Consider the following 25,251-nt stretch of genomic DNA (forward strand, 5'->3'; position numbering starts at 1 on the left):
TATCATGGACTTGGAACAAGGATTCCGATAAGGAGAAGGGGAGATGATCATGTTCATAAGAAAAAGAAAGCACACGTTAATGATGACAGGCCTTATTGCATCAAGTATTCTGCTGATTTCAGCTTGTTCTGTCGTGGAACAAGCCAATCAAAGTTTAAATTATGTGAGTGGGGCTACTGATTATATAGAACAGGTATCGAACGCCGGGGCTGATCTGCAAGAGCTCGCATCGGGTGCGGTGAATAATCCGGAGATTACGACGCAGATTCAGGAGAAGATCGATCTGATTCAAGCAGAAGCAAGCGAGTTTTCTCAGCTGACGGCACCAGCGATCGGAGAAAGCATTCATGAGAATCTGGTTAGCTACAATACGCAATTAACGGAAGTCGTGGATAATTTCGAGAATACGATTGCAGAGCAAGGTTTTACGGCTGAAAACTGGGAGAAGACAGGCATTCCTGAACTGATTACCAACATCAATAATTTGAAAGATCCGCTAAGCGGGCTTCAGGGAGAATAAGATGAATTAACCTAACTACATGAAAAGATAATGAGTTTGGGTTCTTATACATGAAAAGGGCGAGATATCGGAGTGATTGAATGACCGATATGTTCGCCTTTTTTATTTTCCGAAAACTCATGCATATTTAATGTCACTGGAGCTAGACTATATCAAGTAATCATGAGATGCATATGACATTTATCTCATATTCATGTGAAGATGATCTATGATTTGACAAGGCTGTGACAGAGGCGTATGATAAAAATATAAGTTAATAAAATATAGTTACTTACTATAAGTTTATAATGTAACTAAATATATTTTGCCAAAGGAGAACTGCGTCATGACTGAACACAATGGAAAAGTAATCATTATTACAGGTGGAGCTAGTGGGATTGGTAAAGAGACAGCACTTCAACTTTCGGATTTGGGTGCGACTATCGTTGTCGCTGACTATAATGAAGATGGAGCGAAGAAGCTGGCCGCAGAGATTGAAGCAGCAGGCGGAACAGCGGGCGCGTATAAAGTGGATGTATCCAAAGGGGACGAAATTAAAGCTCTAATCGACTGGACAGTAGAGCAATATGGTACGCTAAGCGGTATTTTCAATAACGCAGGGATCGGACTTGTGAAGCCGTTTCTGGAGATGGACCCGGAATCATATCACAGAGTCATTGATGTAGACCAACACAGTGTGTACTATGGCATGTATTATGGCGCGAAAAAAATGGTTGAATTAAATGTACAAGGTACCATTGTAAACACAGCTTCGATCTATGGAAGTGTTGCTGCAGTAGGCAGCTTCAACTACAATGCAGCCAAAGCTGCTGTTGTCATGATGTCCAAATCCGGTGCACTTGAACTTGCTGAGCATGGAATTCGTGTAGTTGGTGTAGCACCTGGCTTTATCGAAACACCGATTCTCGGTGATGACCAAGCCATGAAGGATGCGCTTGCTACTCAACATATGCGTGGAGAGCTTATTCAACCGGAGAAAGTAGCCAGTGTGGTTACATTCCTGTTCAGTGATGCAGCAAGTGCAGTGAACGGGACAACCGTTGCCGTAGATGATGGATTCCTCAGCTTCAAAACCAAATAAGTACCCTTTAAATTTAAGGGAAGTCATCTGAGAAAAAAGAAAAACAGAAAAAACGGTGCAGAACGATTTATTCGTTTTGCACCGTTTTTGTATTTTCATTATAAAGTAATCGTAGCGTATGATATGGAAATAAGTTTGTCGAATTATCCCGAAAATTCAGAGATCATGATACAATTAGCAAGGTTGTATCTTTTTATCATTTTGTGGTGTGTCATATACAATTCGAACTCCAAGAGAGCCATAACTCTCCTCTTTGTAGTGACATTGAGAACAAGTTTTGGTCGAGCATAATGCATCGTTATGAACTTGTAATTTTTCGTTACACAGTGGACATTTATTTTCAAAAAGAGTCTTCAACACGTTAAACATGCTTAATCACTCATTTCGGATTAATTTACTTGGTTTTCATTATAACTGATAATATTCGCCGTGTATACCACTTTTGCATTGTATCAAATGAGATTTATATTGCACGAAAGGAAGCGTATAACCGATGGATCTTCTGCTTTTTGTCATCATGTTTATACTGGGTCTGGTCGGTTCATTCTTCTCAGGTTTGTTGGGTATTGGTGGGGCCATTATCAATTATCCGCTACTGTTATATGTTCCATCCTGGATGGGATTGGAGCCGTTCTCAGCACATCAGGTGTCGTCGATCAGTATGTTTCAAGTGTTTTTCGCTTCACTTGCCGGTGTGATTGCATTCCGCAGAAAAGTAAAAACGGGTAGAAATGGTGGGGCGATCGTTCACCGCGGATTGGTGCTATACATGGGCTCCAGCATTCTTGCTGGCAGTCTGATTGGCGGCTTCATATCCGGTCATCTGGACGGACAGGTTATTAATCTGATCTACGGCATTCTGGCGATCATGGCGATTGTGCTTATGCTGATTCCCGGAAAGGGAAAGCTTGATACATCAGCTCCACTGGTGTTTAACCGATGGATTGCAGCAGGTACTGCCTTTGCAGTAGGCATTGTATCAGGAATTGTTGGTGCGGGTGGTGCCTTTATCCTTATTCCCATCATGCTGACGATTCTCAACATCCCCGTACGAACAACGATTGCTTCTTCACTGGCAATTGTATTTATCTCCGCCATTGGCGGCGTTATAGGTAAAATTACGGGTGGAGACATTCCGCTAGAACCCATCATCTATACGGTGATCGGCAGTTTGTTAGGGGCATCTCTTGGTTCACGGGTTAGTTCGATGATCAATGTGAGGGTACTTCGTTATGCATTAATCGTACTTATCGCCATCACGGCGGTTAAAGTCTGGTCTTCTATTCTGTAAAATCATCTACGTGGGAATGAACAATGACGATTTCGTAACCAAACGGTTGGATCGCCGTATATAGGTTATGAACATGAGCTGAAGCGTTGGGTACACGATCAAATGAGTTCAGTTTTCGTCCATGGAGCACCTCATACTCCTTTCATGGATACATGTTTAACATTAATAGAAGTTGAGGTATCCACCCTATGAATAACGTACTTACAGACCAGGCTGATGCAGGATATCGGCTAGCTGAGCAGAAAGCATCTCAGTATTTTACTTCTCTTAGACAGCAACTTATGGCTAATACGTATACGACAGCACTTACCAAAGATATTTATGTGTGGCAAAAAAAACATATTCATCGTTTTGCCTGGCTTTCTCTTTTATCACCAAGCAAAAGAAAACCGGATCCCCGGGATGTTCATAGATATATCCATTGGCTGAATGCTACTGGTAAGCTGGATGATTACCTGGATCGGAGTATCTCATATATTTATATGCGAGATCTGGGGCAAGCCCTTGATTCTCCAGATACGCAATCCCGAATTCAGCACGTTGTCCAGAATACCAAAAAGTACTTTATGGACTCTGCTACTGGGCGCAAAGGACAGCCCGATTATATCAGTCTGGCTGCGTTGTACCGGTGGGGACAGAAGGAGCACATAGAATCCGCTGTCATCTGGGTGATGAACAAATTAAAGAACGTAGCATCCAACATCCCAAAGGAGCTGGATGCAGAGCAGGCACAACGGAAGCTCATTAAGATCATTCTCGGCGTGGTCCTTCATGTGGACGATGAGATGAACGAGCAGACACCACCTGAAGAACGGGCTCGGAGATTTGATGCGGCGATCCGACTCGGCTATTCGTACGGTTTGACGTATCCATTTGTGGATGATCTGCTGGATTCTCAGGCTTTGACTGTTCAGGAAAAAGAACAATACTCCCTGATGATACGCGATGCACTTCTTACCGGGGTCGTGCCTGATCTGGGAGAGTGGAAAGGAAGCAATCTTGAAGTAATTGAATATGTGCATTCCGAGCTTCGGGAAGCATTTGAGTATATCAAGAACTACCAGCGTCCAGAGAAACAGCGCACGTTCTTAGAGCAATCTTATGTCTTCTTTCAGTCTCAGGAGATTGATCGCAGCAAGAAATTATCCAATGCAAATTATACCAATGAAGAATTGTACATTCCGATTATTATCAAATCTTCTTCCTCCCGTTTGATTGTCCGATCTGTTCTCAGTGCGCCAGTGGATGAAGGCTTCGATCTGCGGACGTTCTATTACGGGATATATAATCAGCTGGCCGATGATTTTGCCGATATGTTTGACGATATGGAAGAAGGGGCAGTAACCCCTTATACGTACTATTTGAAGTATCGAGAATTGCGCCCTGATCTGATTAATCCATATGAATTGTATTGGGCAGTCATCTCTCATCTGATCCATGATGTTTACAACTCGGACGCCAAGACCCGAGAGGTCATACTGGATCGTGCCATTAACGGGCTGAAGCGTTGTAAAGAACGATTGGGTCAGGAGAAATATGATGAAGTGATGATGATTTTTGCCAGTGGGCAGCCTGAGTTCAATCGACTGGTTCAACAGATGGTGCGAAAAGCGGATGACGTTGATTTCCTGGATAAATTGTTACGGGATCAGGTCGTGCTTCAATTGAAAAATGACAAGCAGGAGAAAGAGGAGTTCAAGCAGACCATTCGAACGGTTCGCGAACAGATTAATGTGGAGTTGCAGATTGCGAAACCAAATGGACTTCATGAGATGAAAGAAACGCTGATCGATGCAGCCAATTACAGCTTGCAGGGAGACGGAAAAAGGCTACGCCCGATATTGACTTGGGTTATGGGTGTGCGCGAGTATGGCCTACCTGAATCATCCATCGTTCCGCTGCTCAGATCGCTGGAGTACATGCATACCGCTTCCCTGATCTTCGATGATCTTCCTACGCAGGATAATGCTTCGACAAGGCGTGGACGTTCCACGTTGCACCATGTGCACAATAGCGCCACAGCAGAGCTTACCGGTCTATTTCTTATCCAGAAGGCGATTGGAGAGCAATCCTCATTGAATCGCTTTGATGCGGCAACCGTGCTTACTCTCATTCAATATTCGGCCGAAAAAGCAGAGGATATGTGTATGGGACAGGCGATGGATCTGAACTCCAAAGGCAAGGCGTTGACGCTGGAGCAGTTGAACATGATCTGTTTTTACAAAACAGGCATTGCCTTCGAAGCTGCCCTGGTCATGCCAGCCATTCTTGCCCAAGTGAAGGAAGCGGAGATGGCTACGCTGAAGAAGTTCGCTTATCATGCGGGGATCGCCTTCCAGATCAAGGACGACTTGCTGGATTTCGAGGGAAATCACCTCATTCTCGGGAAACCTGCAGGTCAGGATGAGCGGAACAACAATTCCACCTTTGTGTCCATTTTGGGTGATGAAGGCGCAAAGAAAGCGATGTGGGAGCATTATTGTCTTGCCGCAGATGCATTGAACGAGATGCCGAAACCTATTTCCTTTTTGAGACATCTGTTGGATTATCTTGTTGGTCGCGAGCGCTAACCCATTTTTCTTAGAATTCATTGTTGCATATGATTTATAATGAGATATAACGACAAAGGTCGGGATTCCATATCGATGGATTCCAGGCCTTGTTTGGTTTTATAGACACAAATTTCTTGGAAAGATTTGTTTCAACGGCTGAAATTCTGGGTATTAAGCAGGTACTGTTGTTTTTAAACCGGCTAATTCTTATAAAATAATTTATACTAGGCGAATATTAAATTTCGACAACCTTTATCTTGAGTTTATATGCCAAAAGGAGAGCTTACAATGCAGGTTCAAAAGGTCGATCATCATGAATTGTTCGAACAGATCTATAACCAAGCGCCTATTGGAATTGCACTCGTTGCTCCGACAGGACAATGGATGAAAGTGAACCCTGCTTTTTGCTATATGCTAGGTTATACAAGTGATGAATTCATGGATCTCAGTTATCAGAATATTACGCACCCCGATGATTCACCACAAGATGTGATCTGTATTTACGAGCTAATTGAAGGTAAATCAAATGAGAATAAATATGAAAAGCGTTATATCAACAAAAATGGTGACATCTTATGGTGCTCCATGCATGTTTCCTTGGTTCGAAGTGAAATTACGGATGAGCCGCTTTACTTCATTTGCCATATTGTTAATATTACTGACCGCAAAATGTCCGAACATAAACTTCTTCATAGTGAAGAGATGTTCAAACTTATTACAGATCATGCACAGGAGATTATCTATATTGCTGACAAGGAGGGGATTTGTCGGTTCTGCTCACCGTCAGTCCAACATTTATTGGGTTATTCTCCGGAAGAAGTGGTCGGCCAAAATAATGACGCATATTTTCACCCACAAGATCTGGAACGGATCTCACAGATGGACTTGACTAAAGGCAATCTGTTGACTATTAGAGTCCGCCATAAAGATGGACATTATTTGTGGTTTGAAACCACATACAAGGTCTTTGGTGATGCTGAGCATGGACAGCAGATTCTTTCAATTGGACGAGATGTATCCGAGAGAAAAAAACATAAGGATATCAGTGCAGAGGCGGAACGCATCGCTTTAATTGGCAGTTGGGAATGGGATATGGTCAAAGACCAAATTACACTTTCAGATCAGATCTTTGAGATTTTTGAACTTGAACGCACCTGCAAACCATATCGTATAAGTGATGTTTTTGATGTTATGGATTCCGAAGATATAACCTCTTTACAAAAACATATTACAGGAGTAAAACAGGGTGAACCACTCGATTTTGAATACAAACACATCAGCTCTGACGGAAGTGAGAAGTATCTTCACTTGCGTGGGTTGATTACGCTTGATGAGCATCATCAGCCAATCCAGCTGAACGGAACACTACAGGATATCACGGAACGCAAGCGCATCGAATTTAAATTGCAGGAATCTGTGGAGCGTTACACGTCGCTTAAGAAATACAATCATGACGCCATTATCTCGTTTAACATGGATGGTAATATCATGAATGCGAATCCAGTAGCGGTGACAATGACGGGCTGTCCCGTGGCTGAAATGATTGGCACAAGCATAAGCAGATTTATCGGAGCCAGTAATCTGGGTTTGATTCTGGGCAGTAATTATGAGATGGCTGAAAAGGAGATCAACGCTGTTCGGCACACGGATGGATCTGAGACAGAGGTCTTGGCTACGCTTGCTCCGATCATTGTTAACAAATCCAATGTCGGGTTTTACCTGATTGCGAAGGATATTACGGAGCAGAAAAAACTGCTTGTAGCCAAAGAGACAGCGGAGAGAATGAATAAGGCCAAAAGTGAATTTTTGGCGATGATGAGCCATGAAATCCGTACACCTATGAACGGTGTAATTGGGATGACGGATTTGCTCCTGGATACCCCCGGACTTAGCGGGGAACAAAAGGAATATATCGAAATCATCCAGAAGAGTGGAGATTCTTTGCTGGCCATTATTAATGATATTCTTGATTTCTCCAAAATCGAGTCAGGCAAAACTGATCTGGTAGATGATCCTTTTGATCTCGTAGAGATCGTGACCGAGACGGTGCAAATCGTAAAACCACTGGCTCGTGAAAAGAAGCTGGATGTTCGTTTGTGTATAGATGATGCCATTCCATCTCCGGTGTATGGTGATGCTTATCGTCTTAAACAGGTACTTACCAATATCATCGGCAACGCCGTCAAATTTACTTCAGAAGGCGGCGTAGAAGTGAAAGTGGGAGTTAGGGAGCAGTGCGGCAATAACGTGCAGCTTTATTTTAAGGTAAAAGATTCGGGCATCGGGATTCCGGTTGAGAGGAAACAACAATTGTTTGAACCATTCTACCAACTGGAGAATTTTATGACCCGCAAACCTCAAGGTACCGGTCTTGGCCTAGCCATTAGCAAGAAACTGGTGGAGCTCATGCAGGGAGAGATCTGGATCGAGGAATCGCATGAGCCGGGTACAATATTTATGTTTACCGCCCGATTTAAATTAAATAACGGTGAAGAGAGCAATAGTTTAGATCAACAGCAGAAGAAGAGCAGAACATCAGCCTTGCGGATTTTAATTGCAGAAGACAATGAAGTGAATCAGCTCGTCCTTAGCAGGATCATTGAGAAAAAAGGGCACTTCGTGGATCATGTGGCGGACGGTGTTGAGGCGGTCGAGGCGGTCAAACACAATTCATATGATGTTATCTTCATGGATGTGCATATGCCAAGGCTTAATGGATTCGAAGCGACAAAAGTGATTAAAGAATTGAAGCCCCCTGAGGATTGTCCATATATTATCGCAGTAACTGCAAATGCCGTAAGAGGAGACATGGATAAATGCTTAAAGGCAGGCATGGATGCATATGTAAGCAAACCGATTAAAATCGAATCCATTATGCAGGCATTGGAGACCTATTACATCAAAAATAATCTCTGAGTGCACTAAAAATCGATCGGCATAGAGCCGCTAGCTTATCATAAATAGGCTAGCGGCTTTTTGTTTTTGTTTCAACTATTGAAAACCGTGCCTATGGATTTTTGATCCACAGTTTGGAGATGTCCATATAACCGAATTCTGCGATTTGCATGCCGAAGATACTCTGATCCAGTTCAGCCTGCTTGTTCATGTGACAGCCATGCAAGATCCAGTAGTGATCACGTAGCAAAGCTTCCGCTTCATCCAGGAGCTCTGTACGGTCTGCCTGATGTAGTTGGGCGAAATGATCCAGTTTCTCATCCAGCAGGGACTGGAAAGCAGGAGACATACACATATGAAAATGATTGGACAGGTTTTTGAAAAAATGAATCATGCCGAACTGCCAGTCTTCCTCCAGTATCTCCTCAGCCAGGATCAATTGTGCGCTCAAGGTTTCCTCTGAGTTGAGATAATCCACAACAGCCTGCATGCTGATGTTCAGACCGATGGACTGTGCACGACCCTGAAACCACTCCGCAACGTCTGCATCCTTATTATGCTTATACGATAATGTTATCGTCTCGCCTTGGTACCCACAGTTATGCAATAATTCACGAGCATGCTCAAGAGAGGCCGCTGTCCAGTCTTGGGCTGCACTTCTCCAGGGCAGGAAGCTGCTGGCTGGTGTAATTCGATTTCCACCGAGATCTCTGACAAGTGCGGCCGAATCATAGACGATCCGCAGGGCTTGTCGAAATAGGGGATGATGATGGATACCTTCCTTGTGAAAATTGAAAAGCATATACTGACAGCCCAATGTCGGATAATTGATACTGTTCGTCTGATCACAGCCTGTTGCGAGACTCAATCGATCTGTACCTGGTAGCTCATAATAGCGATCATTCGGACTCAAGTCAGGCACAAACCAAAAATGGACTTGATCCAAATGTGGCCGGATGTCGTAGTACGCATCGAAAGCGGCCAGCTCCAGCACATCTTTATTCTGCTCTATGATCTGAAAAGGACCGGTACCTATTAAGGTATTGGTTACATTGTAATCGTAGGGCAGGATTGTCATCCGAATACAACTGAATAGATGCAAGAAGAACCGATTAGGCCGATGTAGAACAAACTTGATGCAGTAATCTCCAGCTACTTCGGCACGTTCGATATCCCGATACAACCAGATGGACGGACTATGCACATCTATCAACCGTTGCAACGTCGCTTGCACATCCCGGGACGTCATGACACGGCCGTTGTGGAAACGTACACCTTTCCGGAGAAAGAAGGTCCATAAACGATGGTCCTCGCTGTACTCCCACATGTGAGCCAGTGCTGGCAGGAATGATTCCGTCTTGACATCATAAGTGATCAACGTATTACAGACCTGACTCAGCAGATAGGTTTCAAATGCAGTATAAACAAAGGCTGGGTCCAGATCACATAATTGGCGAGACCTCATGATGCGCAGGATATCCTTACCAGAGGCAGTTTCATCGTGGCTGTGAAATCCCATCTGTTGATGAAGAGAGAGCATGAGCTGTTCACGAAGTGTATCATCCATCTGAATGGTTCCGATGAGTTCAATGGCTTCTTTCATTTTGCCTTTACTCAGAAGTTCCGTAAAGCTCGCTTCCAGCGCTTCATTCATGCTACGCAGCATCGTTAGCTCCGAATGACGTCCACGACCACGCCCAGGCTGCCAATGGATGAAGCCTTGTTCCTCCAATTTTCTGAGAATGAATTTCACATTACGAGGGGTACAGCACAAGGCGGCGGACAGGCTGTCAATCGTTACCGCTACAGGTTCATGAAGCTTGAATGAAAGCTGTTCAGCCCCTGCGAGCCTTATAAAGTGTGTATGTAGGGTATCCATGGTCATGACTCCTCTATTAAAGGTGAAAAGTGTGATCATATGTTTACACTTTTCTTTCCCCCTTTTATCCTTACAATTATACATTAGTAGAAGTTGTTCAAAAAGTGCCGAAAACCGGACTTTTTGAACACGCATTGGAGAAGTCAGAATAGGAGAAGTTCGCATGAAGCAATATTTAAGGCAAATTCACCCCTTGGCATGGACCATTATTATCGGAACCATGTTTGGACGTCTTGTGACGTCGATGAGTATCCCGTTTCTATCCATCTATCTGACCCGTGTCCTGGAGGCGACCCCGACTCAGACCGGTATTACCGTGGCGGTCAGTTCGCTGGCAGGTGTAATGGTCAGTTTTTATGGAGGTTATATCTCGGACCGGATTGGTCGCAAAATCGTGATGTTAGTCTCGGTCTTTAGCTGGGCAGGTGTATTTTTTATTTTCTCGGCAGCAGAGCATCTATGGGTGTTCTTTGTGGCCAATACGTTAAACGGATTATGCCGTGCAGTATTTGAGCCCACCTCCAGAGCGTTACTATCGGATATTACTTCACCGCAGAACAAATTGCTGGTGTTCAACCTCAGATATGCTGCGATTAATCTAGGTGTAGTATTTGGGCCGATTATCGGTTTTCAGCTGGGATCATCTGAATCGACGTTTCCGTTTGTAATTTCCGGCTTGGTATACATAGCCTATGGACTTGTATTATTTATGCAATTCAAGCTACAACATGCCAATCTGCCAGAGCGTCATCAGGCAACCGCACCACGTTTGCGGGAAGCACTAATGACCACCGGTCGCGACCGGGTATTTCTGCCGGTATTGATCGGTACCACATTTTGTGTTCTGGGTTACGGGCACTTTAGTTCTACGTTGGCACAGTACTTGGCGAGGAGCCCGATATTTGAAAATGGGAGCCAGATGTTCTCGTACATGCTCTCCCTGAACGCCGTGACGGTACTTATTATTCAATATCCACTGGTACGAACCTTCCGAAACTTTCCACCACTGGTTCCTCTGATTGTGGGTAACCTGCTGGTCGCAACCAGTCTGATGATGGTCGGAATCGCTGAAGGTGTACTCATGATGATGATGAGTGTCATACTATTTACCATTGGGGAAGTGCTGTTGTTCACGATGATGGATATGCTTATTGACCGGATTGCGAAGCCGGAATGGAAAGGAACGTATTTCGGAACCATCGGCTTCAATAATATCGGTAGTGTCATCGCTCCTGTAATGGGCGGTTTACTGTTAAGTCAATTTGGAGCAGCGAATGGACTCGCCGTTTTTGTACCGATTGCGCTGACGACTGCACTAGGAGTGCCTTTTCTTCTGATCGCGCATAGACGTCTTGTCGCCAGAGAGAAGCAAACAGAGCACACATCCATGAGTATGTAGCGGGAATTGAAAAGATTAATGACATGAATTAAATAACAATTCAGTTAAAATTATCTTGACGGATGTTAATCCAGCGCATACAATAAACAACAAATATGTGAAACAGGTGGGATGATGATTATGTTTATGCCGATACAGATTTCGAATCGATAACTGAATACGCATGAGCATAGTGACATTAATCCAATTTTTTTGCAATGATCGCGTTGGGACAGTCATGTTTGTGCACCCCTGTCGTGGACGCTCATCATTATTGCGATGCAGAGGAGATGCGGGAGATGCTTTGCATTTCATCCGGTCTCTTTTGGTTATAAGCTGTAGATGAACATTAGTTCATCTATGGCTTTTTTGCATGCATTCCACCAATCCGTTCACATGGAAAGGAGCATTTGAAGCGTTATTTTATTAAAAATCACATGTTAAAAAGGAGAATGTACAATGGTCAACATATGTTCTACATATCAATTATGGGCGGGAAATGCCGATTTTAATGTCATTATGTATGACTCATCCTAGTGGGGATAACAGCGATCGAAAGGTTATTCTGTCATCGTAGTTACAGTGTAATGTTCTTTAGTTCATTTTATATAAATAAACCGATGAAGAGGTGGGACCTGTGCCCAAAACAGAGAAACGCTCGATGTCATGGCTGCTGCGGTATCTGAAACCCGTAAAAGGACGGCTGGCCGTGCTTTTGATCATGTTGCTGACATCAACGGGACTTCAGCTTTTGAATCCTCAAATTATCAAACGATTTATCGATACAGCAGCGAGTGGGGGAGTCCTTACCAACCTCATTCAGCTCGCAGGAATATTCCTGGTTGTCGCCGTGTTTAATCAACTCATCACGGTAGCGGTCAGTTATCTTGGGAATGATGTGGCCTGGCGGGCCACGAATCAGTTGCGCGGAGATTTGCTGAAGCACTGCCTGCGTCTCGATATGCGTTTTCACAATGTGAAGACACCTGGAGAGATGATTGAACGTGTGGATGGTGACGTAACGAGTATCTCCAATTTTTTCGCGATGTTCATTGTGCAAGTGATCGGGAGCTTTGTACTGCTGGCTGGAATCCTCGGGTTCATGTTTAGCGTCAATGTGCCTATTGCGTTGGTCATGACGGTGTTCACATTGTTATCGATCCTGTTCATGGTCTTCATCCGAAATCTGGGTGTGGACTCTTCCAAAAATGAGAGGGCGGCAAGTGCTTCCCTGTTTGGATTAATTGAAGAACGCATTGCCGGGATTGAAGATGTGCAAGCAAATGGTCATGTGCCTTATGTAATGAACCGCTTTTACCGCACGATGCGCACGGTATTCCGTAAGGGGAGAAAAGCTTGGCTGCTACGGGTTATTCCGTGGAATACAACGGTAGTTCTGTTCGCACTGGCGGTCACTGCGGTGCTCTTGCTGGGTGTACATTACTATATGGAAGGTCTAATTAGTATCGGAACATTATTTTTGATTTACCAATATACGCAGATGCTGAATGATCCAATTGAGATGCTGGGAGATCAGGTGCAAGAGTTCCAAAAAGCCAAATCCGGCATGCTGCGCTCCAGAGAGCTGTTGTCCATGCAGAGTGAGATTGCAGAGGGCACAGAGGAGCAATTGCCGGAAGGACCACTTGGATTGGAATTCAGCCAAGTGCACTTCAGTTATAACCAGGATAAACCGGTATTGCAGGACATTACTTTTGCTATTAAACCTGGTGAACGTCTAGGGATCATTGGTCGCACAGGTAGCGGCAAATCGAGTCTTAGTCGTGTTCTTCTCCGATTGTACAATCTGGATCGGGGCACGATCCGTGTAGGTGGAACGGATATTACGAAGCTTTCTTTACAAGCACTCTATCGCCGGGTAGGCATGGTGACACAGGATGTACAGCTGTTTGATGGCACACTGCGTGATAATCTGACCCTGTTCAATGGGGATGTATCGGATCAGATGATCAGAGAGACGACGGATCGACTCGGTCTAAGTCAATGGATTGATTCACAGCCAGCAGGACTCGATACGTATCTGGCAGCAGGTGGAGCTTCATTGTCGGCAGGGGAAGCACAGTTATTTGCCTTAACCCGCGTATTCCTGACCGAACCGAGTCTGGTTATTCTGGATGAGCCTTCGTCACGTCTGGATGCTGCCACGGAAGGCATGCTTCAATCTGCGATTGACCAGTTAATGAAACAATCTACCGGAGTCATCATTGCTCACCGTCTGGCTACGCTGGAGAAAGTGGACCGGATTATGGTGCTCGGGGATGGCAAGGTATTGGAATTTGGAGCGAGAGAAGAACTTGCCAGTAACCCGGCATCGCACTATGCCAGACTGCTCATTACAGGCCGAGAGGAGGAATTGGCATGACTGTAGCAGGATTTATAGGCCGTTTGTTTCGATTCAGGCCATTCTTGTTTGTAATCAACGGATTGTTATGGTGTATATTTCATTCCTTGCCGTTAGCGATTGGGATCGGGATGCAGTGGTTTTTTGATCGGACGACAGCGGGTTCCAATGACTATATGTGGCTTGCTGTGCCGCTCATCTTTATTGCTGTGATCCGAATGGCGCGGGTGGGTACATTTTTTGTAGCCTTCTATGCATGGGTTACGTATCTGTATCATGTTCAGGCAATTTTGCGAACCAACATGCTCGCAGCGATCATGCGCTGGCCGGGACGTAATCTTCCAGCTTCACCAGGGGAAGCGATGAGTCGTTTTCGGGATGATGTCGATGAAGTCGTTGAGTATGTAGAATCATGGGTGGACTTTTGGGGGCGGCTTGTATTTGCTGTTGTGTCCATCGTCATTATGGCGAACATTAATTGGCAGATCACGTTGGTTGCTGTGCTGCCATTGGTGGTCGTGACCTTGCTCAACAACCTGTCCGGGAATCGGGCTCGGAAGTATGCTCAGGTTAATCGGGAATCGACTGGGCGAATCACCAGTTTTATTGCGGAAACGTTTGGGGCTGTTCAAGCCCTGAAACTGGGCCAGGCCGAAGAGAATGTCTCTTCACGTTTTAACCAGTTGAATGAAGATCGCCGCCAGGCTGCACTACGAGACAATCTGTTCAAGCAGTGGATGAGATCAATGAATCAGCATGTTCTAAGTATCTGTACCGGATTGATTCTACTGATGTGTGCAGCTGAGATGAAAGCAGGGAACTTTACCGTAGGTGATTTTGCCTTATTCACCAGCTATCTGGCCAATATCGGATTTAGCATTTCATTATTTGGCTATATGGTGTTTCAGCACAAAAGGCTTAAGGTATCCTATGATCGTATGCGTAAGCTATTCCGTCCAGGGGAAGAAGACCAGATCATGGATTCGAGAGAAATCTACCTGTATGAAGATCCACCGGAGCTTGTAAGGGAAGAGAGAGACCCCAAGGAGAAATTGCAATCCCTTGAGGTGAATAAGCTGACTTATCAATATCCGAATTCTGCAAATGGCATAGAAGAGATCAGTTTCAGTCTGAAACGCGGACAATTTCTTGTCATTACGGGACGGATCGGATCAGGTAAATCAACGCTAGTACGAACACTTCTTGGACTATTACCCAAGCAAAAAGGGGACATTCACTGGAATGGAGAAGCTGTTGATCCAGCTACGTTCCTGATGCCGCCTAGAGCAGCATATACCCCGCAAGTGCCAAGATTGTTCAGTGATACGTTGAAAGAAAATATCGTACAGGGCAAACAGGGTAATATCGAGCAAACGCTTGAAAAAGCCATTCGTCTGGCTGTGATGCAAAAGGATATCAAACATCTGGATCAGGGGCTTGAGACCCCGGTTGGACCAAGAGGAGTGATGCTGTCAGGCGGGCAGATTCAACGCGCGGCTACAGGACGCATGCTAATGACGGAGGCGGACCTGTTTATCTTTGACGATCTGTCCAGCGCACTGGATGTGGAGACAGAACAACAGGTATGGGAAGGACTGTTCCAAGAGCCGGATGTGACCTGCATCGCGGTTTCTCACCGAAGGGCAGCACTTTCCAAAGCAGATCATATTATCGTGATGAAAGATGGACGCATTGAAGCTGAGGGAAGCTTGACCGAATTGCTTGCCACCAATGAAGAGATGCAGCTGCTGTGGCAAGGGGAGCAAACCCATGCCAAAGTTGGATAGCTATAAAAAGTTAGAAACGAAAATAAAAAAGCAAAAAAGCCTTACAGACGACTCTTCAAAAGAGGATAGTCTGTAAGGCTTTTATCGTTATAACGAGTGAAACGATGGAATATGTTTATCTCATCATCTGAGCAATCAAGGAATACGCAATGATGACCAGGAAGATAATAGTGATATGGTTAATGGAGAAGATAAACATCCGTTTGGACCATTTCTCTGTTTCTTTCTTATCAAAGGTAGCCACACTAAGAATGAGCCAGGCCAAGCTAACCAGAAATGCCACAATAGCGACAAACGGACTCATCGGCCAGAATAAAAAGCTGGAGATCAGTAACAGTACCAAATACACATTCGTCTGAATGTATGTCCGTCTAATACCTTTAACGACAGGCAGCATAGGAACGCCAGCAGCCTTGTACTCGTCAAAACGACGAATCGCAATCCCGTAGAAGTGAGGCATTTGCCATAAGAGCATCGTAACGACCAATGCCCAGATCTCGAAATGACCCAGTTCCGGTGAAATGGCTGCCCAACCGATGAGCGGAGGCACAGCACCCGAAAGACTTCCCACTTCCGTGTTGTAGATCGTTGTACGTTTGGTCCACATCGTGTAAGGGAACACGTAAAGCAACAGACCCAAAATACCAAATACAGCAGCGGATGGAGAAGCAATGTACAGCATGATGCCACCGATGACGGTGATTGCAATACCGAGAATTAAACCCGACTTGGTATCTACGCGTCCCGTAACCGTAGGACGTTTCTTCGTACGTTCCATGATCGCATCAATATCACGATCATACAGATTGTTAAACACCCCTGCAGCTCCAATAATGAGAGAAGACCCAATAAAGGAAAGGATGATCGGTACAATATTAGCTAAGATTGAAGCATCAAATACATATAAAGCCAAACTTAAACCCGCAAACATGGCGATCAGGTTGGACTTGATGATTCCGATTTTGATCGTATCGAAGAATACTTTCGGAATCGAGCTATACTCCAGGCTGATATTGGTCTGTGAACCATTATTCAATGTTTTCAAGAACTCACTTCCTATATCTATACTTGTATATTATGTCGCTATTATACCATTCAATACACTATGTGATTTAATTAACGTTTTAGTATTTAAAATAATGTCATTTGATTGTGAACAATTTAAAAACAAGGTGCTTTTTAATTGTTAAATAATTATTTCTGTGTTACAGGAGGGGATTTAATTTGATATCTCCGGCTGGGTTGAAGAGGACAGATGAAGATATGTCTTGCAAAATGCTCAGGTTTTGTTTATTGTAGATATAAGATATCTTTAATAGTCTTATTTGAATATGTTCTTGTAAATCTCCGATATTACTTTTCTTAAGAGAAAGCGGAGGTTATTTTTAAAGATAAATTAGAGATATTAAATGTCTTGAAAGGGTGAATAATATGAGTAATATGAATCAACTCTTGGATGTACTTATTATTGGTGGAGGACCCGCGGGGCTTAATGCAGCACTTGTGCTCGGCAGGGCCCGTAAGAACGTCGTGGTCATTGATGATGAGACACCGCGAAACTGGGTCACAAGGGAGACTCATGGATTTGTGACGAGAGATGGGGCCAGTCCTCGTGAATTCCGCAAAGCGGCCAAAGAACAGATTGCAGCGTACCCTTCAGTTCAATTTGCATCCGACACGGCAACAGCGATAACAGGTAGCGATGGCGATTTTTGGGTCACCACTACCCTGGGAGCAAGGTATCACTCCAAAAAGATTTTGTTTGCGGTAGGTAAGAAAGATCTGCCTCTGGATATTAACGGATTAACAGAGGTTTACGGCAAAAGTGCGTTTGTGTGTCCATATTGTGATGGATGGGAATTAAGAGACCAATCGCTGGTCATCATCGTTAATGGCGATAAGGCATTACATATGGCAAAAGTCATATCCGGCTGGACAGACCATTATACAATCTGTACGAATGGATCAGGTTCATTAACTGATGAACAGCGTGAAGAGCTGAAACAGCATCATGTTACTGTATTTGATGCGGCGGTTCAGTCTATTGATTCTGAAGAAGGAATGGTAAAGCAAGTTGTACTGGATGACGGTACAGCGATCCCATGCGTGGGTGTCTTCTTCCAACCGAAACTGTTCACTGGATCAGATCTGCCGAAGGCCATCGGTTGTGAAATTACAGATTCCGGAACGGTTATCGTTGATGGCTCTGGCAAAACATCCGTAGCGGGTGTGTATAGTGCTGGTGATGCAGCATCCGAGATGTATCAGGCAATCACGGCTGCTTCTCTGGGTGCGTTGTCTGCGGTAAGCATTAATAATGAATTGAATTTTGAGAAGTGGGATGAGCAAAGACATCATTAAATTAAATGAATAAGCGTCAAGAACTATAGCGTCATAGGTTCATACATTAGGGGATTGCATATGCAATCCTCTATTTGTAGTTGTTCAAGCTAAACGTTGAACAGTTCAAATGAACGTAATTCAGGCAGAAGAAAATTTGATTTTATATTAATTTTGGTTTAATGTATTATCAAATGATACATATTACTATCATTTATATAATCATCAAAGGAGAGATCACTTATGAATGAAAGCAGAACGGCCATCATATGGCTAAAGAATACCTTGCTCCATGGCGTACAGATAAGAGGTGATCATCATGAGTGATGCAACTTACATTCCACAGCCCAAAATGTATGGGCCACTTGGCAATCTGCCCTTAATTGATAAAGATAAACCAACGCTGTCGCTAGGTGTCCTGGCTGAACAGCATGGACCGATATATCGACTTACTGTTCCCGGTTATTCCGGTTTAATCGTATCTGGACCAGATCTTGTCGCGGAGTTATGCGATGTGTCCCGTTTTGACAAGTTTGTATACAATGAACTCGAAAACGTACGTGCCTTTGGAGGTGATGGTTTATTTACAAGCAAAACATCGGAACCCAACTGGAAAAAGGCTCATAACATCCTGCTTCCCACCTTCAGCAAGCAGGCTATGAAAGGTTATCATCCCATGATGGTCGATATTGCGGAACAGTTGATCAATAAGTGGGCACGACTCAATTCCAACGATACGATTGATGTTGCGGACGATATGACACGCCTTACGTTAGATACCATTGGACTATGTGGATTCAACTATCGGTTTAACAGTTTTTACAGACAGGATCACAGTCCTTTTATTGAAAGCATGGTTCGGGCATTAAATGAAGCGATGCAGAAGAGCTCGCGTTTGAAAATTCAAAATCTGCTTATGGTCAAAACCAAGCGACAGTTCCAGGAGGATATACAGACGATGTTCTCTCTGGTAGATCAGATTATAGAGGAACGTAAAGCGAGTTCAGCACCCGAAGAGGTCGACTTGCTCGCACGTATGTTAAATGGCAAAGATCCGGAGACTGGCGAAATGCTGGATGATGAGAACATTCGTTATCAGATTATTACGTTTCTGATTGCCGGACATGAGACAACGAGTGGTTTATTATCCTTTGCCCTATATTTTTTACTGAAAAATCCGGAATCGCTTCAAAAGGCGTATGAAGAGGTTGATCAGATATTGGTCAGTGACTCACCACAGTACGAGGAAATTCTTCAGCTTCCCTATATTCGCATGATTCTCAGTGAATCGCTACGTCTATGGCCAACCGCTCCGGGATTTGACGTATATGCCAAAGAAGACACCGTCATAGGTGGCAAATATCCCTTGAAGAAAGGGGAAAGTTGCAGTATTCTTTTACCCCAGCTACACCGTGACAGAGAGGCATGGGGAGAGGATGCGGAACTTTTCCGTCCGGAGCGATTTGAAGATACGACGAAAGTGCCTCATCATGCGTATAAACCTTTTGGTAATGGGGAGAGAGCGTGTATCGGCATGCAGTTTGCTTTATATGAAGCAACACTGGTGCTTGGCATGGTCCTCAAACATTTTGAACTGATCGATTATAGCAACTATGAGTTGGATGTTAAACAGACGCTAACATTAAAACCGGGAGACTTCCGAATCCAGGTGAAAGCGCGCGCGGCTTCGCAAATGATGAATAAGGCTATTGTAAATGCAGAAGAGAAACCTGGTCCAGTTGTTCATAAGAATGTAGCAAGGGACAGTCAGACGGGAGAAAATCTGGTCGTTGAAGCAAATGGTCGTCCATCACTCCTGGTGTTATATGGTTCCAATCTGGGAACGGCAGAAGGCATTGCCAGAGAGCTTGCGGAGAAAGGGCGTTCGTATGGAATCCCAAGTGAAGCAGCTTCTCTGAATGAGTGGGTTGGCCGATTACCCCAACAAGGTGTCGTTCTCATCGTTACTGCTTCGTATAACGGTAAACCACCGCAAAATGCTACGGCATTTGTCGACTGGTTGATGGGAGCGGAGTCAGAGGAAGCACAGGATGTGAACTATGCCGTTCTGGGCTGTGGAGATCGGAGCTGGTCCGGTACATACCAGAGTATTCCGCGATTGATGGATGAGAAGCTTGAAATATTGGGAGGTAAAAGAATATTATCCCGCGGTGAAGCCGATGCCGGAGGTGATATGGAAAAGCAAGTCGATGCGTGGCAACATATGTTGTGGCCTCAGTTGTTGAATGCGTTGGGAATCAACTCGGAAATCGTGAAGCCATCCACACCAAGCGCAAACAGACTTCAAATGGAGATTGTCCGTGAGAAAACGGATATGCCGCTTGCACGAACTTATGATGCCAGCTATGCCACGGTTGAGGTGAATAAAGAGCTTCAGGATCTGGGAAGTGGAAGAAGCACACGACACATCGAGGTATTACTGCCCGAAGGCATGATTTATCGAGAAGGCGACCATCTCGGTGTGTTGCCTAGCAATCAGAAGCAGAACGTGGATCGGATACTCCGTCGGTTCGGACTAAGTGGAGATGTTCAGATCCAATTAACATCGGACATGACACATCTTACGCATCTTCCACTGAACCGTCCGGTCAAGGTGTATGAGTTGCTCACTCACTGTGTGGAATTGCAGATGCCTGTCACCAGAACACAGTTGCATGAGTTAGCTAATCATACGGTATGCCCACCTCATAAGCGTGAACTGGAAGGCATGTTGGACGAAAATAGCTACAGGGATTATATTCTTGCGAATAGAGTCACCATGCTGGAACTGCTGGAAAAGTATGAGGCGTGTGAGCTGCCATTCGAAAGGTTCCTTGAACTATTGCCTCCACTTAAGCCTAGATACTATTCAATATCCAGCTCGCCAAGCCTGAATTCCGAGCAAGCGAGCATAACCGTATCGGTAGTAAGAGAGCCTGCATGGAATGGTAAAGGCGAATATCTGGGAGTTGCTTCATCGTACCTCGCCAGTTGTCAATCCGGAGAACGTATTCTGATGTTTGTACGTACACCTGAATCCGATTTTCATCTGTCGGAAGAGGCTGACGTTCCGATGATCATGGTGGGACCGGGGACGGGAGTTGCACCGTTCAGAGGTTTCCTCCAGGCAAGAGCTGTCATGAAACAGAGAGGTCTGCCACTGAGTGAGGCGCATCTGTTCTTTGGGTGCAGGAATGATTCAGATTTCATATATCGTCAGGAGCTTGAACAATACGAGCGAGAAGGGATCGTTAAGCTACACACTGCTTTTTCTCGTGCGGAGGGCAAGCCGAAAACGTATGTACAGCATCTAATGAAGGTGGATTCCGAGCAGTTGCTTCACATGCTGATGAACAAAGGGAAACTCTACATATGCGGAGATGGAAGCCACATGGCTCCTGCAGTGGAAGAGACTCTGCGGCAAGCGTATCAGGAAGTGCAGGGAGCAACGGTGCAGCAAGCGAAAGACTGGCTCATTCAACTTCAGGCCGAAGGGCGCTACGTGCAAGACGTGTGGGCAGGTAATAAACGAACAAGTGAACCTTCCAAAGAAGTACATCAGGAGGTACATTAAGACGGATTCGAATCCAATATGTACTTTCACAGTCCTTAAATCTTTTATTTTAACAAACAGCCGCTTAATCTGGAGCTTTGCATCCAAATTAGCGGCTGTTTTGATAGGTTGATACATCTTATAAAGTGCATTAATGATTACAGATCATAGCTCATAAAGTTGCTCGTATTTATTAGTCAAATATCGGATCAAAGGAGCAGAGTTAATTCCTTTCCCAGTGATGGACTGGATTAGCTCGTTCGCCGATTTTGATTTACCAAATTGATGAACATGAGTCGTTAGCCATTCGGTAATTGTCTCGATATTGTCTGATTCAATCAAATGATCATAATCGGGGAGATCGCGACGAATGGCTTCGTGTAACTGAGCTGCATACACAAAACCGAGCGTATAGGAAGGGAACAAACCAAAGCCTGCTGTCCAATGTCCATCCTGTAAAATCCCATCCAGATGAGTAGGGGGACGAATCCCCAGATATTCCTCATATTTATCATTCCACGCATCAGGTAACCCTTCATAATCCACTTCTCCAGCGATAATGGCCTGTTCCAGCTCATACCGAATAATGAGATGCAGGTTGTAGGTAAGCTCATCGGCTTCAAAGCGGTTAAACGTAGGTTTTACGGCATTTAATGCAAAATAAAAATCATCCAGATTCACATGTCCAAACGTTTCAGGTTTGATTTTTTGCAAGCTGAGATAGTTATTTTCCCAGAATCCTTTATGCCTGCCAATGAATTTCTCATAAAAGATCGATTGTGATTCATGAATGCCATATGAAGTGAAGATGCCCAGTCCGGTATGAATCAAATCGGGATTAATATTCTGCGTATAGAGCGAGTGTCCGCCTTCATGCAGTGCACTCCACAGGGAAACACGAACGTCATTCTCTACAAACTTGGCTGCGAGCCTTGCATCATATGGATTAATGGCAGAACTGAATGGATGGACAGTTGCACCGAATTGCCCGGCATCAAAATCGTACCGAATGGCATCTAACAGTTCAATACCTAGCTGTCGTTGTTCTTCTAACGGGAAAGGTCGAGTGAATATGGATGTATCCGGTTGCTTGGAGGAAGCCGCGACACGGTGGATCAGAGGTAACAGGGCGGATTTCAGTTCACTGAAAATGCGGTTCAATGTGACGGTATCCAGATCGGGGTCGAATTGCTGCACGAGTGGATCGTATGCATGCTGCTCGTACCCCCAATAACCGGCAAACTTCAGGCTTGCATCAAAGATCAGCTTCAAATGCGGCGCGAAAATGGAGAAGTCATTGGCAGCTCTGGCTTCGAGCCAAGCAGCGTTAGCAAGACCTTGTTGGTGTACAAAAGCCTGATATTCTTCTCTGGGAATCGCGCTCCAGCGTTGATATGTTTTCAGGTGCTCCGCAACGATTCTTCCGGTCAATGCATCAACGTTCGCATTTCGTGCTTCTTCCTCCAGTCTCAAACCAAAATCCGGTTCCGTCTGTAAACGAAATAACTCTCCCGCTAATGTCGCTTTGGCACGGGCGGCGTATGAAGCACCTTTTTTGGGTGCTCCTGTGCGGGCATCCCAGGCGAGCAGGGTTTGAACCTGCTTATAATGCTCTATTTTTTCGATGTGCTGCTTAAGCGCAGGGTCCAAACGTTCGAGTGTGGTCATGAATGATGACTCCTTCCAGATAAAGGATGAAATTTAAGTTGAATATTACCATCGGAATACTTGGATGTATATAGTTTCACGCTTTTTTCATAGTTTACAAAAAATGAATTAACACATTAATAATGCTTATTTTACAAAAACACGCCTTTCCCTTAGCCTGAAAATACCAAATTTCACTAATCCGACATGAACACTTGCATATCATTCGGGATCGTGAAATCGGATTTACCATTATGCATGAGAGCGAGAGGGGTTACATGATGAGAAATCGAACCAAACCTGCATTAATCATGATTCTGGCATTCCTGCTTCTGGCAGGTTGCGCATCGGGTGGACAAGATCAGAACACGCAAGCTTCATCATCATCAGGGGACAATCAATCCCAAGAAACGGGTGCTGAAGTCAAGACTGGCGGGACGTTGAACGTTGGTTATCCAACACAACCGGTCACGCTGGATGCACACGTTTCTTCCAATACAGCGGTTAAGGATATTTCACGTGAGATCTATGAGCAACTGGTGACGTTGGATAAAGATGCACAGGTCATTCCACTGCTAGCTGAATCTTATGAGATCAGTGAAGACCAATTATCGTATACATTCCATCTGCGCCAAGGTGTGAAGTTTCATAATGGCAAGGAGCTACAGGCAGAGGATGTAGTGGCTTCCCTGAATCGCTGGATCAAGCTGTCCAGTCATGGGAAAGCGAATTTTGTAGGTGCAGAGGCGAAAGAAATCGATCCATCTACCGTTATCCTGCAATTAAAGACACCATTTCTGTTAACTCTGCAACTCCTTGCTGATCCGATTCCGGCAGCAGCCATTTATCCGAAGGAAGTCGTGGATGAGGCAGATGACAAAGGCATCAAATCCTACATCGGAACAGGTCCGTTTAAGTTGGAGGAGTGGAAGCAGGATCAATATATTCATTTGAAAAAATATGAGGATTACTCTGCCCGTTCCGAGCCAAGTAATGGAGCTGGCGGCAAAAAGGAAGCGCTGGTTGATGACTTGTACTTCCGCTTTGTCACAGACGAGTCGACCCGATTGGCCGGAATTACGTCTGGGGAATATGACATTGCCTTAAATATCTCTGTGGATAATGAACAGCAAATTGCAGGCAACCCGGAGCTGCAAACGTTCCTCAGTCCAGGAGGAATGATTGGCTACTTCTACAACAGCAATGACGGCTTGTTCAAGAACGTCAAGCTTCGTCAGGCGGTTAATGCAATTCAGAATGCGGATGACATTCTGACGTCCGCATTCCGTGATCCACAATTTTATGTGAAGACGTCCTCTCTGGTCCTTCCGGAATATCCGAACTGGTACTCGGAAGCGGGCAAGGAAGCTTACAGCCAGGCCAATGCGGATAAAGCAAAGCAATTGCTTCAGGAGGCCGGTTATAACGGCGAAGAGATTAAAATTTTCACGACGAGAGATTATGTGGACCAATATAACGTAGCCGTTGTTTTGCAGCAGGAGCTGGAGTCGATTGGGATCAAGGTCAAGCTGGATGTCTATGATTGGCCAACGTTGCAGGAGAAGCTCGGGACAGGTACAGGATGGGATATCTATCCAATGAGTTATGCATTCCGGCCTACGTTCTATCAATACTCGTTCTGGGGAGGCGGAGCGGGGCTGTTAAAAAGCGAGAAGCTCAATGAGCTGCTTCAGGGAATTCGCACGTCAGAATCGGTAGAAGCCGCAAGGCCGCTGATTGATGAATTGCAGCAATTTGTATGGACCGAAGTTCCATTCTCTCAGATCGGACATACGAAGCAGGTTACAGCGCTATCGAAAAATATCAGTGGATTCCAAAATATTTTGGGCCCTATATTCTGGAATACAACTAACAACAAGTAGCTGAAGCAAAGGGCAACGGATGAAAAGGCGTACCATCGCTTTTACAGGAATACGCCTTTCCGTTTGCCAACACGAGAGTGAGG

General features: G+C 44.8%; 14 protein-coding genes. 11 read left to right on the plus strand and 3 right to left on the minus strand.

Going from position 1 to position 25,251, the window contains the following annotated elements:
* Window positions 1-79: 79 nt before the first annotated feature.
* The 5 genes from NYE45_RS13095 (at window position 80) to NYE45_RS13115 (ending at window position 8,360) form a co-directional block, all read left to right on the plus strand.
* Window positions 80-520: a DUF6376 family protein gene (locus NYE45_RS13095; RefSeq protein WP_124114481.1), complete on the plus strand. Its 441-nt coding sequence runs from the start codon at window positions 80-82 to the stop codon at window positions 518-520.
* 325 nt (window positions 521-845) lie between these two features.
* Entirely contained in the window at window positions 846-1,601 is a 756-nt protein-coding gene (locus NYE45_RS13100) for an SDR family NAD(P)-dependent oxidoreductase (RefSeq protein ID WP_076330965.1), read from the plus strand.
* Between the two features lie 493 nt (window positions 1,602-2,094).
* Complete coding sequence (locus NYE45_RS13105; RefSeq protein ID WP_340016957.1) at window positions 2,095-2,892, plus strand: sulfite exporter TauE/SafE family protein; 798 nt, start codon at window positions 2,095-2,097, stop codon at window positions 2,890-2,892.
* Between the two features lie 188 nt (window positions 2,893-3,080).
* Window positions 3,081-5,462, plus strand: coding sequence for a polyprenyl synthetase family protein (locus NYE45_RS13110; RefSeq protein WP_340016958.1), 2,382 nt, complete (start codon window positions 3,081-3,083; stop codon window positions 5,460-5,462).
* Window positions 5,463-5,732: 270 nt separating this feature from the next.
* Window positions 5,733-8,360, plus strand: coding sequence for a PAS domain S-box protein (locus NYE45_RS13115; RefSeq protein WP_340016959.1), 2,628 nt, complete (start codon window positions 5,733-5,735; stop codon window positions 8,358-8,360).
* A gap of 91 nt (window positions 8,361-8,451) precedes the next feature.
* On the opposite strand, the gene NYE45_RS13120 is transcribed toward NYE45_RS13115, so the two are convergent.
* Window positions 8,452-10,218, minus strand: coding sequence for an ABC transporter substrate-binding protein (locus NYE45_RS13120; RefSeq protein WP_340016960.1), 1,767 nt, complete (start codon window positions 10,216-10,218; stop codon window positions 8,452-8,454).
* 163 nt (window positions 10,219-10,381) lie between these two features.
* Here NYE45_RS13120 and NYE45_RS13125 point away from each other — a divergent pair, with 163 nt between their 5' ends.
* The 3 genes from NYE45_RS13125 to NYE45_RS13135 all read left to right on the plus strand — a co-directional run bounded on the left by NYE45_RS13125 (window position 10,382) and on the right by NYE45_RS13135 (window position 15,745).
* Window positions 10,382-11,617, plus strand: a complete 1,236-nt coding sequence (locus NYE45_RS13125; RefSeq protein WP_340016962.1) for an MFS transporter — start codon at window positions 10,382-10,384, stop codon at window positions 11,615-11,617.
* Window positions 11,618-12,257: 640 nt separating this feature from the next.
* Entirely contained in the window at window positions 12,258-13,979 is a 1,722-nt protein-coding gene (locus NYE45_RS13130; protein WP_340016963.1) for an ABC transporter ATP-binding protein, read from the plus strand.
* Window positions 13,976-15,745, plus strand: a complete 1,770-nt coding sequence (locus tag NYE45_RS13135) for an ABC transporter ATP-binding protein (RefSeq protein WP_340016964.1) — start codon at window positions 13,976-13,978, stop codon at window positions 15,743-15,745. The genes NYE45_RS13130 and NYE45_RS13135 overlap by 4 nt, the downstream gene beginning before the upstream one ends.
* 115 nt (window positions 15,746-15,860) lie before the next feature.
* On the opposite strand, the gene cyoE is transcribed toward NYE45_RS13135, so the two are convergent.
* Entirely contained in the window at window positions 15,861-16,790 is a 930-nt protein-coding gene (cyoE, locus tag NYE45_RS13140; protein WP_062834191.1) for a heme o synthase, read from the minus strand.
* Window positions 16,791-17,185: 395 nt separating this feature from the next.
* On the opposite strand from cyoE, the gene NYE45_RS13145 reads away from it, so the two are divergent.
* Together NYE45_RS13145 and NYE45_RS13150 are read left to right on the plus strand one after the other, a co-directional pair.
* A complete protein-coding gene (locus NYE45_RS13145; RefSeq protein WP_340016965.1) occupies window positions 17,186-18,106 on the plus strand; it encodes an NAD(P)/FAD-dependent oxidoreductase in 921 nt (306 codons plus the stop codon).
* Window positions 18,107-18,404: 298 nt separating this feature from the next.
* Window positions 18,405-21,659 carry a cytochrome P450 gene (locus NYE45_RS13150; protein ID WP_340016966.1) on the plus strand — a complete coding sequence of 1,085 codons (3,255 nt, stop codon included), beginning with the start codon at window positions 18,405-18,407 and terminating at the stop codon, window positions 21,657-21,659.
* Between the two features lie 144 nt (window positions 21,660-21,803).
* Here the strand turns inward: NYE45_RS13150 and NYE45_RS13155 are convergent, their stop codons facing one another.
* A complete protein-coding gene (locus NYE45_RS13155) occupies window positions 21,804-23,306 on the minus strand; it encodes a carboxypeptidase M32 (RefSeq protein WP_340016967.1) in 1,503 nt (500 codons plus the stop codon).
* Window positions 23,307-23,563: 257 nt separating this feature from the next.
* On the opposite strand from NYE45_RS13155, the gene NYE45_RS13160 reads away from it, so the two are divergent.
* Window positions 23,564-25,168 carry an ABC transporter substrate-binding protein gene (locus NYE45_RS13160; protein ID WP_340016968.1) on the plus strand — a complete coding sequence of 535 codons (1,605 nt, stop codon included), beginning with the start codon at window positions 23,564-23,566 and terminating at the stop codon, window positions 25,166-25,168.
* Window positions 25,169-25,251 lie beyond the last annotated feature (83 nt).

It is taken from the genome of Paenibacillus sp. FSL K6-1318, from assembly GCF_037976905.1.
Taxonomy (GTDB): Bacteria; Bacillota; Bacilli; order Paenibacillales; family Paenibacillaceae; genus Paenibacillus; species Paenibacillus amylolyticus_A.